Below are 15,712 nucleotides of genomic sequence, written 5' to 3' on the forward strand. Positions count from 1 at the left end.
TATGATGAGAAAAATAGGTATACTACCTGGACTTGCAGCCATTCTTCTACTTGGAGGGTGTCTTCCTTCATTCGGAACGGAGAAAGAGGAAGCCGTCCAGGAGAACGACGAAAGCATTGAAGAGACTGTCATGATACCGGATGTCCAATTAAAAGAAGAGTTTTACAAGACACCTATCTCTTTCAAGAAAAGTGCGAGTCGTGGTCTAATCGTAAACAATATCTATACAAAATACGATATGCAGGAAGCAGAGGAAGGGCTCTTACGTCTTTCCAATCAGCAGTTTAATCCGAAAAACCATTACTTTCAGGAAGGGCAACATATCGACAAGGAGACTGCCCAGGCCTGGCTGTCAAGAAGTTCAGCGAATAAAGCTGGTTTGAATCCACCCATCGAGGAAGGCATGAGCGAAGAGACAGCCTCGGAAGTGGCGCCGAATTATCTGGCCCATATCGTCGAACAGAACTACCTCGTAATGACGGATGACAAGAAACTCCATCTTGCCGGGATTTCCGTCGGTCTAGCACTTAATTCAACCAGCTATTCGAGAAGTGGAAAAGAGACCAAAATAACGGATAAGGTACTTGAGAAGCAAGGTATGAAAATGGCTGAAGAAGTTGTAAAGCGGCTGCGTACACAGGAAGGGCTATCAGATATCCCGATTGTTGTCGGACTGTTTAAGCAAGAGAGCCGCAACTCCATTGTCCCGGGCACTTATTTTGCAACAGCCATCGCTGGAAAAGGGCAATCGGCACCGACAGGTTGGAAAGTAGTTAACGAGAAGTATGTTGTTTTCCCAGCGTCTTCTGCGAATGGCGAATATAGGGAAATGAATACTACATTTGATAGCTTTAAACAGGATATCGATGCGTATTTCCCGAGTTTCGTCAACGTCATAGGCACCGGATTTTATAAAGACAACAACTTAAAGTCGCTTGAAATAAAAGTACCAATCCAATTCTTTGGTACAAGTGAAACGATCGGTTTCACGCAATATATGACGTCACTCGTTAATCAACATTTCCCGAATGTCCATACAGAAGTAAGTATAACGTCCGTCAATGGACCGGAAGCATTAATCGTGAAAGAGGCAGATAATGATAAGCCATTCGTTCATATTTACGGCTATTGATCAACATAACTTTTCATCATAATAGGAAGATGATATGATTAACCGTACAATTCAAAGAGGAGGAGGAGAAACAATGACACAATTGACGATAGATGAAGTGAAACGTCACGCAGGTCTTGCAAGGATTGCTATGACAGACGCTGAGGCAGAAATGTTTGCTGAGCAACTCGAAGACATGATTGGATTTTCCATTAAACTAGAAGAAGTGGACACTGAGCAGATTGCTCCAATGACACATCCACTACCGCTTTTCAATGTATTACGTAAGGATATTCCGACAGACGCACTTGACAGGGAAGAGATGCTGAAGAGCGTGAAAGAGCATGAAGACGGACAAATCAAAGTGCCGACTATCATTTGATGAATGGATTTAAGGAGGAAGAAAAATGACGTTATTTGAAAAGACGGCAACAGAACTTCAGTCGCTATTACATAATCGGGAAGTATCTGTCAAAGAACTGACGGAGGAGTCACTAGCCCGTATTGAAAAGATGGATGGAAAAGTACAAGCTTTCCTCTCAACAAATGGCGAACAGGCACTCGCTAAAGCGGAAGAATTGGACAACCAGCCATTAGAAGGACGGGGACCTCTATTCGGGTTACCGATCGGTCTGAAAGATAATATCATTACAAAAGGCATTGTTACAACTGCTGCTAGTAAGATGCTTGAAGGCTTCGTACCAGTTTACGATGCGACAGTGGTTGATAAAATCAATGAAGCAGGAATGGTAACAATCGGGAAACTGAATATGGATGAATTTGCGATGGGATCGACGACAGAAAGATCTGCATTCCAAACGACACATAATCCATGGAATCTTGATTACGTTCCCGGAGGTTCATCAGGCGGTTCGGCGGCGGCAGTTGCAGCCGGCGAAGTAGCATTCGCACTTGGTTCAGATACAGGCGGCTCTGTCCGTCAACCCGCTGCATTCTGTGGCGTTGTCGGCATGAAGCCAACATACGGTCGCGTGTCTCGTTCAGGTCTTGTTGCTTTCGCATCATCACTAGACCAAATTGGTCCGATTACGCGCAACGTTGAAGACAATGCATTGCTACTAAGTGCAATTGCAGGCTTAGATGCAAAAGATTCATCTACATCTCCGCAGGCTGTTCCTGATTTCCGTGCTGCACTAACCGGCGACATCAAAGGCTTAAAAATCGGCGTTCCAGCCGAGTATTTAGGTGAAGGTGTATCTGAAGAAGCGAAAAATGCAGTATTGGAAGCGCTCAAAGTACTCGAATCACTTGGTGCCGAGTGGGAAGAAGTTTCACTTCCACATTCGAAGTATGCATCTGAAGTCTACTATGTCATATCATCTTCTGAAGCATCATCGAATCTTGCTCGTTTTGACGGGATTCGTTACGGTTATCGTGCTGAAGGCGTCAAGGATCTTGAAGAATTATACGCGCGTACACGTTCTGAAGCTTTTGGCAATGAAGTGAAAAAACGTATTTTATTCGGTATGTATTCATTAGGTGCAGCTCAACACGGTGGTTTATATGTGAAATCGCAAAAAGTACGTACACTCATTGCACAAGACTTTGCTACTCTTTTCGAAAAATACGATGTAATCATCGGACCTTCATCTGCGACAAAGGCTTATAAAATTGGTGAAAAACTAGAAGATCCGTTGACGCTGTATGCAAACGACATTTTAACAGTTCCGATTAACCTTGCGGGTGTACCGGCAATTTCGGTTCCATGCGGATTTTCGAATGGACTTCCACTTGGTCTTCAAATTATCGGGAAACATTACGATGAAGCGACACTCTACAAAGTTGCACATGCTTACGAACAAGCGACTGATTTCCATACACAAACTCCAGTCATATGGGAGGGGAAATAATAATGAACTTTGAAACAGTAGTAGGACTTGAAGTCCACGTAGAACTTAAAACAAATTCGAAAATCATGTCCCCAGCTCATGCACATTTTGGTGCGGAACCAAACATGAACATTCATGTGATTGACTTGGCTTATCCAGGTGTATTACCGGTGATGAACGAACAAGCAGTTGATTTCGGTATGAAAGCTGCAATGGCACTTAACTGTGAAATTGCGCCTATTACTAATTTCGACCGTAAGCATTACTTCTATCCCGATAATCCGAAAGCTTACCAAATCTCTCAAGATGACCGTCCAATTGGTGCAAACGGTTGGGTAGAAATCGAAGTTGATGGTAAAAAGAAAAAGATTCGTATTGAACGCGTTCACCTTGAAGAAGATGCAGGGAAATTAACACATACCGATGAAGGTCACTCGCTTGTTGACTTAAACAGACAAGGTGTACCATTAATTGAAATTGTAACTGAAGCTGATGTACGGTCTCCTGAAGAAGCGTATGCTTTCCTTGAAAAATTGAAAGCTATCATTCAATACACAGGTGTTTCCGATGTCCGTATGGAAGAAGGATCACTCCGTTGTGACGCCAACATTTCTATCCGTCCGTTTGGACAAGAGGAATTTGGAACGAAAACGGAATTGAAAAACTTGAACTCATTCAACTTCGTTCGTAGAGGAATCGCATATGAAGTGGATCGTCAAGAAGAAGTTTTATTATCCGGTGGTAAAATCGAACAGCAAACACGCCGTTACGATGAAGCAACAGGTAAAACAATTCTTATGCGCGTCAAAGGTCCAGCGAATGATTATCGCTTTATTCCTGAACCTGATTTGACAGATATTCATATCGATGAGGCATGGATGGCACGTGTTCGTGCTGAAATTCCAGAACTTCCGGACGCTCGTAAGGACCGTTATATCAACGACCTTGACTTACCTGCTTACGATGCGATGGTATTGACACTGACAAAAGATATGTCTGATTTCTTCGAAGCAACTGTTACGGCGGGAGCGGATGCGAAGCTTGCATCTAACTGGCTTATGGGTGAAGTTTCAGCTTATCTAAATGCAGAGGCAAAAGAACTTGATGCTACGGCATTAACGCCTGAAGGACTTGCAAGTATGATTAAGCTGATTACAGATGGTACAATTTCATCTAAAATCGCGAAAAAAGTGTTCAAGGAATTGATTGATAACGGCGGAAATGCAGCAGACATCGTCAAAGAAAAAGGGCTTGTCCAAATTTCTGATGAAGGCACGCTTCGAACAATCGTCACTGAAACATTAGATGCAAATGAACAATCGATTGAAGACTATAAAAACGGGAAAGAGCGCGCAGTAGGCTTCCTCGTTGGTCAAATTATGAAAGCGACGAAAGGGCAGGCAAACCCGCCACTCGTTAATAAAATTCTTCTTGAGGAAATTGCGAAGAGGTAACTAGAAAAGCGTAAGGCGCCTTGACACCATTTTTAGGCGAAAACTTATTATTTCCTATTTTTAATTGAGACGTTCTGCATAAGACTTTTCCAAGTCCCTGTACAGAGCGTCTTTTTTTAATCTCGTAATTTGATTCGCGGGAAGGGACGACGTACAATTAAAGAAAAGGAGTGTGGATGATTGATGAAAACTGAACAACAATACTTTGATGAAGCCATTTCACTCGAACAGTATATGAATAAGATGGAAAAACATAAAGAAGAAAGTTTTCGCATTTATGAACAATTCGAAGTGCCGGCAGATGATGAATTCATCGAGCTATTAAAAGCAAAGAAACCGAATATCTTAGTCATTACGGAAGATTGGTGCGGAGACGCTATGATGAATAATCCGGTTCTTCGAAGAATAGCGGAAGCCGCGGGTCTTGACGTACGTACGGCATACCGTGATGCAGATACGGACTTAATCGACAAACATCTGACAAATGGAGGTAGGTCGATTCCTGTATACTTATTGCTTGATGAAGACGGGGAAGTCGAGGCGAAATGGGGACCGCGAGCAACTGCCATTCAAGAATATGTTTTAGAATTGCGCAAAGACTTACCTGCAGCTGATTCACCAGTTTATAAAGAAAAACAACAGGCATTCATCGAGCGGATTACTGCCGAATATACATCCAAGCCAGAGCTGTGGTTGACAGTATACGATGACATTCGTAAAACATTCTTACCGGTATTGCAGAAACAATCTTAAGTGCCAAGTGGCATGTCTTATTAATCGAGCATTTTAGCTGATTCTTTTAAAAAACATATGTACGAATAGAGGGAATTACGGATGAAACGAGCAAGAATTATTTATAATCCGACGTCGGGACGCGAAGCATTCCGCAAACACCTGGGTGAGGTACTCGAGAAGCTTGAAAAGGCCGGTTATGAAACATCTTGTCATGCGACAACGTGTGAAGGAGATGCAACAGAAGCAGCTAAACATGCTGTAGAAGCTGGTTTTGACCTTGTAATTGCTTCAGGTGGGGATGGCACATTGAACGAAGTCATCGCGGGCGTGAGTCCATTTGACAATCGTCCCAAAGTTGGACTTATTCCTACTGGAACGACGAACGACTTTGCGCGCGCGTTACGTATTCCTCGTGATATTAACGAAGCGGTAGATATTATCATTCGTGGAGAAACGATACCTGTCGATGTTGGTTTAATGAACGATCGCCACTTTATTAACATTGCAGGTGGCGGCAGATTGACCGAATTGACATATGATGTCCCAAGCAGATTGAAGACAGTACTTGGGCAGCTTGCTTATTATTTAAAAGGTATTGAGATGTTGCCGTCGATCCACTCTACTCACGTCAAGATTGAATACGATGGTGAAGTATTTGAGGATGAAGCAATGATGTTTCTCGTCGGCTTAACGAATTCAGTCGGCGGCTTTGAAAAACTTGCCCCTGGTTCAAGCATTAATGACGGGAAATTCACTTTGCTCATCCTGAAAAAGTGTAATATCGCTGAATTCATACGTGTTGTTTCGCTTGCTCTCAGAGGTGAGCATCTAGATGATCCGCTTGTTATTTCAACTAAAGCAGAAAAAATCACAGTGACATCCACTGAAAAGGTACTCCTCAATCTAGATGGAGAATACGGTGGAGTATTACCGGCAAGGTTTGAAAATCTTTATAGGCATATTGAGATGTTTGTTCCTATGAGTGAATTACGGAATGAGGATCGAGTAGACCTACCGGATTCTTCTGTAGAGTCGTAAATTGCAGTCAGGATTAGGTAGTTAGTAGATTGGACAAAATGAGCTGTAAGGATGCCGAAAGTGGGCATTCCTACAGCTCATTTTCTAAAAAAGATAAGAAAATATAAGAATGTCACTTTGGAGCAGTGTCTAGGTTAGGTAGCTTTAAAGTACAGTACAGCTGTGGGGCTTGAAGTAGGCCATGCAAGGATGCAGGTATGAGTGGGGAGGGATTTGAATTACATCCCTCCTTGTTGCGACAGGACGGCGCCTTTCGCTTTTCTATGTCCAGACTCCAGCCGCTCGGAGGCCCACAGGATGTGGGTCACGTAGCCGTTGCCGCAGGACGCGGCGTACTTAGGCTAGGTTCCTTGAAAACAATCCAGCTATATGGCAAAGAGCGCCATGCCGCTGGATTGATTTATGCCTGTCGCGTCTTGCGGGCGCCTTTCGCTTTTCTTAAATAAATTCTATTGCCTGATCTTGATTGGCGGCTAGTTCGGGCAACTTGTTGATGGGTACCCAGCGATGGATAAATATCATACCGTCGTCTTCGCCACCTCCATATACACGGTGTTCCCACCCATCATGTTCTTTACCGATAAACGTGAGGTGAAAAATATTCCTTTCATAGATAACATTCTTATGTTCAGGGAAGTAATTCGATTTAATAACTTTCCCTTTCAACTCTAAATCTTCTCTATTAATACCTGTTTCTTCTTCGATTTCCCGATATAATGCGTCTATCAGAAGCTCGTCAACTTCAATTGTTCCTCCGGGGACCTGTAAGCCGGCGTTAGGATTATCTTTATGCTCGAACACCAGAATTTCACGATTGGTACCCTCACCTTTTGTAATATAAGCTAATATTTTTCTTTTTAGTTCCACTGTGTTCACCCCGCTTTAGTTTATTAAATATACACAATATTCCGTCCTCCGGCAAGCAGGTACTTTGCTACATATTTGTTGAAATAAAGAATTTCATTGAATTCATTAAAGCTATTCATTGTTGAACGCCTTCGTTCACTTTTTATATTGGTATTCACTTGTTCAATATGTCTAGTCACAAATAGTTCATGTAAATCGTTTTAAACGTAACTACTGGGTGGTATAGAGGGTATACAATAGAATCATGATGTATTTGAAAGGACATGGTGCAAGTGTACAAAATACATGAAAAAAGACTTATATGGCTTGCATTTATTATTGCAGGAATTATGCTGTTATCAATTTTCGGTAAAATCTTCGGGAGCTAAAGGGGGATACGCAGATGGGAAATGAAGAAGCAGTCTTTTTTTCAAGGGTCTTAACCGAAACAACTTTATCATTCCATATTATTTATGCAACAATTGGCGTCGGAGTACCGTTGATGATTATGATCGCACAATGGGTTGGCATAAAGAAAAACGATGATCACTATATTTTACTTGCACGACGTTGGGCAAGAGGTTTTATCATTACAGTTGCCGTTGGTGTCGTAACAGGAACCGCAATCGGTTTACAATTATCCTTGTTATGGCCTAATTTCATGGAACTTGCAGGGAACGTCATTGCACTTCCGTTATTTATGGAGACGTTTGCATTCTTTTTCGAAGCAATTTTCCTCGGTATTTACTTATATACATGGGATCGTTTTGAAAACCAAAAGAAACATTTTCTATTACTTATTCCGGTTGCCATCGGAGCATCCTTTTCTGCGGTGTTCATCACAATCGTTAACGCATTCATGAATGCACCAAGAGGGTTTGATATCGTTAATGGTGAATTCGTTAACGTCAATCCGCTACTTGCGATGTTCAATCCAGCGATGCCGACGAAAGTGGCACACGTTGTTGCGACTTCTTATATGACAGCTGCTTTTGTGCTTGCAGCGATTGCAGCGTTCCGCCTGTTAAAAGGTTCGAATCATGAATACCACAAAAAAGCACTTTATCTAACGATGAAAGTTGGGCTTGTCTTTGCAATTGCATCAGCAATTATCGGTGACTTCTCAGGGAAATATTTAGCGGAGTATCAACCTGAAAAATTGGCTGCCGCAGAATGGCATCTTGAAACAAGTGAAAATGCGCCGCTGATAATGTACGGCATTCTCAAAGATGGAGAAGTTAAATATGCCATCGAAATACCATATGCATTATCATTCCTTGCACACGGTAGCTTTACTCAAGAGGTAGCTGGTCTGGATCAATTCCCTGAAGATGAGGTTCCGCCACTTTACATTCATTACTTATTCGACATAATGGTGTCAATTGGTATTTGGATGACCCTTCTATCGGGCGTATTTTGGTTGGGGGTTCAACGAGGTTGGAAAATGGTTTCTACGAAATGGTTCCGCTGGCTTATCGTACTCGGTGGCCCGCTAACACTAGTAGCGATTGAAGCCGGTTGGTGGCTTGCTGAAGTTGGTAGACAGCCATGGATTCTAAGAGGCATTATGCGAACGCAGGACGCTGCTACGACGAGCGGACATGTTGACTCCATGCTTATCTTGTTCTGCTTGCTTTATCTTGTCCTAGGAGTCGGTAGTATAGTCGTACTGAGAAAAATGTTCCGCAACAATCCAGTTGAACGCGAAATTGAAGATCGTGATACGGAGAAAGGCGGCGACGTGCTATGACACTTGAGATACTAGGCATATCCGTTCTATGGACTTTCCTGTTCGGTTATATACTGATTGGTGCCATTGATTTTGGAGCAGGTTTTTTCAATGCTTACAGCACGCTCACTGGCCGTCAGCATATTTTGACCAACATTATTCAGCGCTATTTATCGCCTGTTTGGGAAGTGACCAACGTTTTCTTAGTGTTCTTCTTTGTGGGGATTATTGGGTTTTTCCCGAAAACAGCGTTTTATTATGGAACGACGTTATTAATCCCCGTCAGCATTGGGATTATCCTACTGGCCATCCGTGGTTCCTATTATGCATTTGAGACATACGGGGCACGTGGACACAAAGGGTATTCGTTCATGTACGGCCTTGCTGGAATACTTATTCCAGCATCGCTGTCCATCGTACTTACCATTTCTGAAGGTGGATTTATCGACATGGTAAATGGCAATCCCGTACTCGATTATTGGAGGCTGTTCTCCAGTCCGTTGACCTGGTCGATCGTTGTGTTAAGCATCGCCGCAACGCTTTATATATCGGCGGTATTCCTGACTTGGTATGCGAATAAAGCACGTGATGTTGCAGCGACGAATATGATTCGGAAATATGCGCTCATCTGGGCATTGCCGACAATTATCACAGCAGGGGGCATTATATTCGAACTAAGAAATCACAATCCGGAACATTACACTAACATCCAAAACTTCTGGCCGATGTTCCTTATCTCGTTTATCATGTTCATCGGAACGGTTTGGCTAATCTGGAAGCGCCGTAATTACGGACTCGCGTTCCTATTGCTAGTGGGCCAGTTTGCCTTCGCCTTCTTTGGCTATGGTGCGTCCCATTATCCATACTTGTTGTACCCGTACTTGACGATTTACGACAGCTTCACGAACCCGGCCATGGCCATCTCGCTTATCGTGGTGTTCATCATGGGACTTGGGCTGCTGATTCCGTCATTGTACTTGCTCATGCGTCTATTCCTATTCGATAAAGACTACGTCCGCGGAAAAGGCGACTACCACGCATAAGGAGGAATGGTCCATGAATCACTTTTTAATGTTTTACGCACCTTTCATCGTCCTCATCGGGGGACTCGTCGTTGCGTTCGTTATTGCACCAATGGATGGAGCCATAAAGAAGCAGATTGAAAAAGAAAAGTAAAAGAGAGCAGACGTCGATTGTGGCGTCTGTTTTTTGTTGGAGATCGGTAGGCGGGCGTATGTGGGTGCGAACCGATCATATAAGAAGGCAACTGATCATAAAAGTAGGCAATCGATCCTAAGCGTGTGCTGACCGATCATATAAGTTGGTAGCCAATCATAAGCGTGTGCTGACCAATCATAAAAGTAGGCAACCGATCCTAAGCGTGTGCTAACCGATCATAAAAGTTGGTAGCCAATCATAAGTGCGTGCTGACCGATCATATATGTAGGCAATCGATCCTAAGTGTGTGCTGACCGATTATAAAAGTAGCAACCGATCATAAGTGTGTGCGAACCGATCCTAAAAGTAGGCAACCGATCATAAGTGTACACTGACCGATCATATAGGTTAGTTTACCGATTATATGGGTGGACCAACCGAGCATATACAAGTGCCGACTAGCCAAAAAAAATCTACTCCCACAGTAAAGTACATGTATTGTCTAATAGATGCCCATGCGACATCTGTTTTTTCACTCTCAGCATGGTAAACTAAAGACATCTGAAATTTGGAGGAAAATATAATGTCATATAGTGTAAATAGAAACGATCGTCTCAGCGTCTACGTAGAAGATTTAACGCACGATGGTTCGGGCGTAGCAAAAGTGGACGGCTATCCGCTTTTCATCCCCGGTGTGCTTCCAGGCGAAGAGGTTGATATACAAGTAGGTAAAACATTGAAAAATTACGGCTTTGGCAGGCTGTTAAATATAACGAAAGCATCCCCTGATCGTGTAAAACCGCCTTGTCATGTATTCTCAGAATGCGGTGGATGTCAGATGCAACACTTGTCTTACGAAGGTCAACTTGTGCAAAAGCGTAAAACAGTACGTGATGTAATGGACCGTGTCGCAAAACTCCCCCATGTGCCAGTGCACCCAGTAAATGGGATGGACGACCCTTGGCGCTACCGCAATAAATCACAAATACCTTTCAGTGAGCGGGATGGCAAAGTTGTTTCTGGATTTTATAAATCTCGTACACATCACATCGTTGACACAGATATCTGTCTCATCCAAAGTCATGAAGCAGATGACCTAATGGCTATGTTGAAATATGAGCTACATGCAATCGGCGTTGATGCCTATGATGAAAAGACTCACTTAGGTTTGCTTCGTCACTTAATTGTCCGGAAAGGACGGACCTCAGGCGAAGTAATGGTTGTTTTAGTAACGCGCAAAAAGAAATTTACGCAGAAAGATGCAGCCATAGAACTTATTAAACGTGTCGTTCCAAATGTAACGTCAATTATGCAAAACTTTAACACCGAGAGAACGAACGTTATTTTCGGTGATGAAACAGTTTTGTTATACGGGAAACCGGTTATTGTCGATTCAATCGGCAACATCGATTTCGAAATATCTGCACGCTCTTTCTACCAAGTGAACCCTGTACAGACGGAAGTTCTTTACGGACAGGCACTAGAGTACGCACAGCTAACAGGAAATGAATCTGTCATCGATGCGTATTGCGGTATTGGTACAATTTCGTTGTTCATCGCACAAAAAGCAAAAGAAGTTTATGGCGTTGAAATCGTTCCCGAAGCAATCGAAGACGCTAAACGCAACGCGGAATTGAATGGCATAAATAACGCGCATTTCGAAGCAGGCCCTGCTGAAGTCGTCATTCCGAAATGGTATGCAGATGGCAAACGATTCGACGTGCTGGTTGTTGATCCACCGCGTAAAGGCTGCGACGAAGAACTTTTGAAAACAATTTTGGAGTATAAGCCAAAACGTGTTGTTTACGTATCATGTAATCCAGGTACACTTGCACGGGATTTACGCATACTTGAAGATGGCGGTTATCGCACGCAGGAAGTACAGCCGGTTGATATGTTCCCTCATTCGAGTCATGTGGAGTGTGTGGCTTGGTTGGAGATTTGATTCGAGGATAAGGAAAACGGGAAAAGGTGAATCTTTTCCCGTTTTTAAAATCATAAAAACTCAGACAGTTGCTGTTGACGTTTATCGAGCATAATTTGTTCTGGTTTGATCCCTTGTTCACGCAGCAATTCAATATTCTGCATGAGGAATTCGTCACTGCCAACTATATAGAACTGTCCGTCTTTATCTGCAGTTAGATTTTTCACTTCTTCATAGTAGTCTTTCCGATTATCGACGAACCGTGATATGAATTTCTTATCAGGTGCAGATTCAAAAATAGTAGAGAATAGGAAATCCTTTGACGAATCGATGTTTAAGGAATGAACTTGATTGACGTTTTCCGCACGTTCAAAGTAATCAAGTACAAGTGGTCTGAAAGTTGCCAGGCCAACGCCTGATGACAATAGATAAACATTTTTGTTTTCTCTTTTAAGTGGTATATTCGAATGAGTTTTAAATATTGCAACTTCATTGCCAACTTCAAGATTTCTTAAGGTCGCTTTAAACTCGGAGCAATGTTCTCTGATACGTGTTGTAATGCCAATTGAATTTTCATGAGGTAAAGTGGATATTGACATGTGGCGAATTAAGCCACGGTTCGGCTTATCTCCAGCGTTAAAACCTTTAAGTGCGAAATGAGTGTGGGAACCTTCCTCCCATGAAAAGTCCTCCGGACGATCGAGCAAGTATGTTTTCACTTCAGGAGTTTCTTCAATAATTTTATTTATTTTAGTCCAGTATATTTGCATTATACTCTCCCTTTACATTTATATTTTCTGTCACTATTAAATATATAGTAGTTGATAACGATTATCAATTAAATGGGTTTTTATTTCAAGTCTTGCAAAAAAACTTTAATTAAATCAGGTTAGCTAGAATACTTAATAAAAAGTTCCTATGTAACATTGAACTATGAATCCAATGTTGCATGCGAAAATTAATTTCTTCATACTCACTTCTTGTTAGTTAAAGTATTTGATGACAAACAACTATTTAAAAGGGAAGCAACTGAAATATATACATGAATGATGGTGTAGGTGAATACACATATGTCGAATGCGTTGCATGGTTGGAGATTTGAAACGAGATATTGAATGAAAGGTGAAGAATCATTTTTAACTTGATTCTTCACCTTTTATGTTGAGTAATATATGCCAATCACCATGTAATTGGCTCTTATACAGACATAGTCAAACGATAAATAGGCAGGGTAATTGTGAAATGGTATGGGGAATTTCATCGGTAAACTGGTTAGATAGGATAAATAGAGAGGTGTAGTCAAAGTATATAGTGCCATCTTTCATCCAATTAGAGATTTTCATATAATTTCTTTGGTGCAATTCGAAACGAACAGTTTTATATTGTTCCTTAAAAGCTTTATTCGAAGAGTTGGCATGGTTAGACTTACATACTATATAAATGTAAAAAGCTTGAGGATTCAAATTTGAATCCTCAAGCTTTTTACAATTCCAGTGTTTAATATATCGATTTTAAAAATTAATAAGAAACTAAATAAACAACATAGTTGATTTAAAGATTTTAAGCTCTTCCTAGCGGGTATAGAGATAACCAATAGGGCGTCCAAAATCAATTAGATTGCTCAAATAATCGGTCATCATCCCTTTACAGTTAATAGTTATAGGTCTGCTTACAAAGAAGGGAATATCACTCGGTAAACCTTCAAAACCATCAGTGGGACAAAAGGCGGTTCTTTTGGAAACTGTATTCTATGACATGACGAGATGATTACACAGCTTTGTTTGAGACTATAAAATTGAAATCATGTATTCAATCTACTTAGAATGACTGTGAAATAAATGGAAGGTATTTAAGTTTTAATTTCAACTCATCCTAAGTTATCTTGTCGAGTATTAATTCTTAACAATTTTTAACATAAAGCATCTTGCTTTTAATGAAATTTACAAAAGCTTTACAAAATACCTGTTGAAAATTTACACTAGGCGATTATTCTAGTATTAGACAAGATACGACATAAAAAAGTTCCTAACCTATTTCTAGGAGGTCACAAATGACTAGGTTGAAAAGAGTGAAAATGGGATTATTAACGCTGTCTCTAATTACTATACTATCCGCATGTACAAGCAATGATGAACCTAACGGACAAGCGTCAAAAGGTAGTAACGCAACAGTGTCTATTTCAGGATCAACATCTGTAGGGCCGCTTGCTGAAAAACTAGCCCACAAATATTCAGAGCAAGACAAAACGAATATTGAAATAAACCAAATTGGTTCATCTGCGGGTATTACCAACGCAATCAGTGGCGTGTCTGAAATCGGTATGTCTTCACGAGATTTAAAGGATGAAGAAATAGCGAGTGGATTGAATGAGGTCGTTATTGCTTATGATGGAATTGTAGTAGTGACTCATCCAACTAACAAAATAAAAGATCTTACGATGGAGCAAGTAAAGAAGATTTTTACTGGAGTTGTGACGAACTGGAAAGAACTTGGTGGAGATGATATGGAAATCGTTGTTGTCTCTCGCGAGGATGGTTCAGGTTCACGTGATGCTTTCCAAGAAATTGTCGATTACAGCTCTGGCGAATTAATAAGAAATGCAATTATTGCAAGTGGTAACGGTAATATTAAAACAACAGTAGGGAACAATAAACATGCAGTGGGCTTTATTTCATTTGAATATATCGATGACTCCATTTCGACAATCGACATTAATGGCGTAGCAGCAAATGCAGAAAATGTTCTAAAAGAACAATACAGTTTGTCTAGACCATTCTTATTTCTATATAAAGAAGGTCAATTAACAGAGGATGGCCAACGATTTATAGATTTCATCTTAAGTGAAGATGGACAACTCATTGCAGCTGAAGCAGGAGCTATTCCTATAAAATAAAAGATTCTTAAAGAAAAACAGAACCATAATTTTGAGTGTGATTTTGGAGGAATAAAGTGTGTCTATCCCAACAACTAACGAGCAGGCCGTAGCAATCGGTAAAGCAAATAAAAGGAAGTATTTGTTAGAGAAGGTGTCTTCAAGAATTTTCTTGATTTGCGCACTTCTTTCAGTTATCACTTTATTGTTAATCATTGGATTTGTATTTTATAAAGGAGCTCATCCCTTTGTAGCAGGTGGTTATAGCTTTATAGATTTTATTTTTGGTACTGATTGGGTACCGAGTGAAGATAAATTCGGTATCTTCCCAATGATTGTTGCATCCATTTATGCAACAGTTGGAGCATTAATTATTGGGGTTCCTATTGGATTATTTACAGCGATTTTCTTGGCGGAAATTGCCTCTAAAAGAGTAGCTAAAATTATTTCACCAGCCATTCAGTTGCTAGCTGGTATCCCATCTGTATTATATGGTGTATTTGGACTTGCAATCATTGTTCCATTTTTACAAGATACGTTCGGTTTAGTGAAAGGACAAAGTTTACTAGCTGTTATTCTTGTGCTAGCAATCATGATGTTACCCACAATTGTGACTGTAGCAGAGACAGCGATTCGTGCGGTCCCTCATACATATCGTGAAGGATCATTAGCACTTGGCGTATCTCATATTGGGACAATTTTTAAAGTCATTGTACCAGCAGCTAAGTCAGGAATTATGACGGCAATCGTATTAGGTTTAGGTAGGGCCATTGGGGAAACGATGGCAGTTATCTTAGTAGCTGGTAATAGTTTAATCGTCCCTACGAGCCTTACAGATAGTGTTCGTCCACTGACGACAAATGTTGCTTTAGAAATGGGTTATGCATTCGGTACACATCAAGAAATGTTGTTTGCAACGGGAATTGTTTTATTCTCATTTATATTAATTTTGAATTTTGTATTAGCCAGAATCAGTGCGAAGGGTGGCAACTAAG

General features: G+C 41.1%; 13 protein-coding genes. 11 read left to right on the top strand and 2 right to left on the bottom strand.

What is annotated here, in order from left to right:
* The first annotated feature begins 1 nt into the window (after position 1).
* The 6 genes from H7992_RS03075 (at position 2) to H7992_RS03100 (ending at position 6,188) form a co-directional block, all read left to right on the top strand.
* Positions 2 to 1,132, top strand: a complete 1,131-nt coding sequence (locus tag H7992_RS03075; protein ID WP_342539655.1) for a CamS family sex pheromone protein — start codon at positions 2 to 4, stop codon at positions 1,130 to 1,132.
* Positions 1,133 to 1,205: 73 nt separating this feature from the next.
* On the top strand, positions 1,206 to 1,493 hold the full coding sequence (gatC, locus tag H7992_RS03080; RefSeq protein ID WP_067205624.1) for an Asp-tRNA(Asn)/Glu-tRNA(Gln) amidotransferase subunit GatC: 288 nt from the start codon (positions 1,206 to 1,208) through the stop codon (positions 1,491 to 1,493).
* A gap of 25 nt (positions 1,494 to 1,518) precedes the next feature.
* Positions 1,519 to 2,982, top strand: a complete 1,464-nt coding sequence (gene gatA, locus H7992_RS03085) for an Asp-tRNA(Asn)/Glu-tRNA(Gln) amidotransferase subunit GatA (RefSeq protein ID WP_187046606.1) — start codon at positions 1,519 to 1,521, stop codon at positions 2,980 to 2,982.
* Between the two features lie 2 nt (positions 2,983 to 2,984).
* On the top strand, positions 2,985 to 4,415 hold the full coding sequence (gene gatB / locus H7992_RS03090; protein WP_187046607.1) for an Asp-tRNA(Asn)/Glu-tRNA(Gln) amidotransferase subunit GatB: 1,431 nt from the start codon (positions 2,985 to 2,987) through the stop codon (positions 4,413 to 4,415).
* A gap of 183 nt (positions 4,416 to 4,598) precedes the next feature.
* Positions 4,599 to 5,168, top strand: coding sequence for a thioredoxin family protein (locus tag H7992_RS03095; protein ID WP_187047776.1), 570 nt, complete (start codon positions 4,599 to 4,601; stop codon positions 5,166 to 5,168).
* 81 nt (positions 5,169 to 5,249) lie between these two features.
* Positions 5,250 to 6,188, top strand: coding sequence for a diacylglycerol kinase (locus H7992_RS03100; protein WP_067205634.1), 939 nt, complete (start codon positions 5,250 to 5,252; stop codon positions 6,186 to 6,188).
* Positions 6,189 to 6,626: 438 nt separating this feature from the next.
* On the opposite strand, the gene H7992_RS03105 is transcribed toward H7992_RS03100, so the two are convergent.
* Positions 6,627 to 7,055 (bottom strand): NUDIX hydrolase, encoded by a 429-nt coding sequence (locus H7992_RS03105; RefSeq protein WP_187046608.1) that lies wholly within the window; start codon positions 7,053 to 7,055, stop codon positions 6,627 to 6,629.
* Between the two features lie 382 nt (positions 7,056 to 7,437).
* Between H7992_RS03105 and H7992_RS03110 the strand changes: the two genes are divergently transcribed.
* From H7992_RS03110 to rlmD, 3 genes are all read left to right on the top strand, one after another.
* Entirely contained in the window at positions 7,438 to 8,784 is a 1,347-nt protein-coding gene (locus H7992_RS03110; protein WP_187046609.1) for a cytochrome ubiquinol oxidase subunit I, read from the top strand.
* Positions 8,781 to 9,806, top strand: coding sequence for a cytochrome d ubiquinol oxidase subunit II (locus tag H7992_RS03115; RefSeq protein WP_067205642.1), 1,026 nt, complete (start codon positions 8,781 to 8,783; stop codon positions 9,804 to 9,806). The genes H7992_RS03110 and H7992_RS03115 overlap by 4 nt, the downstream gene beginning before the upstream one ends.
* A gap of 698 nt (positions 9,807 to 10,504) precedes the next feature.
* Positions 10,505 to 11,866 carry a 23S rRNA (uracil(1939)-C(5))-methyltransferase RlmD gene (rlmD, locus tag H7992_RS03120; protein ID WP_187046610.1) on the top strand — a complete coding sequence of 454 codons (1,362 nt, stop codon included), beginning with the start codon at positions 10,505 to 10,507 and terminating at the stop codon, positions 11,864 to 11,866.
* Positions 11,867 to 11,916: 50 nt separating this feature from the next.
* Here rlmD and H7992_RS03125 read toward each other — a convergent pair whose 3' ends face one another.
* Positions 11,917 to 12,615 carry a ferredoxin reductase domain-containing protein gene (locus H7992_RS03125; RefSeq protein ID WP_187046611.1) on the bottom strand — a complete coding sequence of 233 codons (699 nt, stop codon included), beginning with the start codon at positions 12,613 to 12,615 and terminating at the stop codon, positions 11,917 to 11,919.
* A gap of 1,280 nt (positions 12,616 to 13,895) precedes the next feature.
* Here H7992_RS03125 and H7992_RS03130 point away from each other — a divergent pair.
* Together H7992_RS03130 and pstC are read left to right on the top strand one after the other, a co-directional pair.
* A complete protein-coding gene (locus H7992_RS03130) occupies positions 13,896 to 14,738 on the top strand; it encodes a phosphate ABC transporter substrate-binding protein (protein WP_082786475.1) in 843 nt (280 codons plus the stop codon).
* A 58-nt stretch (positions 14,739 to 14,796) separates the two neighbouring features.
* Positions 14,797 to 15,711: a phosphate ABC transporter permease subunit PstC gene (gene pstC, locus H7992_RS03135; protein WP_187046612.1), complete on the top strand. Its 915-nt coding sequence runs from the start codon at positions 14,797 to 14,799 to the stop codon at positions 15,709 to 15,711.
* Position 15,712 lies beyond the last annotated feature (1 nt).

Origin of the sequence: Sporosarcina sp. resist (assembly GCF_014302295.1) — a bacterium.
Lineage (GTDB): Bacteria > Bacillota > Bacilli > Bacillales_A > Planococcaceae > Sporosarcina > Sporosarcina psychrophila.

Coding starts and splice junctions, on each gene's coding strand:
- gatC (WP_067205624.1), top strand. CDS start 1,206: ATGACACAATTGACGATAGATGAAGTGAAACGTCACGCAGGTCTTGCA.
- H7992_RS03125 (WP_187046611.1), bottom strand. CDS start 12,615: ATGCAAATATACTGGACTAAAATAAATAAAATTATTGAAGAAACTCCT.
- gatA (WP_187046606.1), top strand. CDS start 1,519: ATGACGTTATTTGAAAAGACGGCAACAGAACTTCAGTCGCTATTACAT.
- H7992_RS03110 (WP_187046609.1), top strand. CDS start 7,438: ATGGGAAATGAAGAAGCAGTCTTTTTTTCAAGGGTCTTAACCGAAACA.
- H7992_RS03095 (WP_187047776.1), top strand. CDS start 4,599: ATGAAAACTGAACAACAATACTTTGATGAAGCCATTTCACTCGAACAG.
- H7992_RS03115 (WP_067205642.1), top strand. CDS start 8,781: ATGACACTTGAGATACTAGGCATATCCGTTCTATGGACTTTCCTGTTC.
- gatB (WP_187046607.1), top strand. CDS start 2,985: ATGAACTTTGAAACAGTAGTAGGACTTGAAGTCCACGTAGAACTTAAA.
- H7992_RS03075 (WP_342539655.1), top strand. CDS start 2: ATGATGAGAAAAATAGGTATACTACCTGGACTTGCAGCCATTCTTCTA.
- H7992_RS03130 (WP_082786475.1), top strand. CDS start 13,896: ATGACTAGGTTGAAAAGAGTGAAAATGGGATTATTAACGCTGTCTCTA.
- H7992_RS03100 (WP_067205634.1), top strand. CDS start 5,250: ATGAAACGAGCAAGAATTATTTATAATCCGACGTCGGGACGCGAAGCA.
- rlmD (WP_187046610.1), top strand. CDS start 10,505: ATGTCATATAGTGTAAATAGAAACGATCGTCTCAGCGTCTACGTAGAA.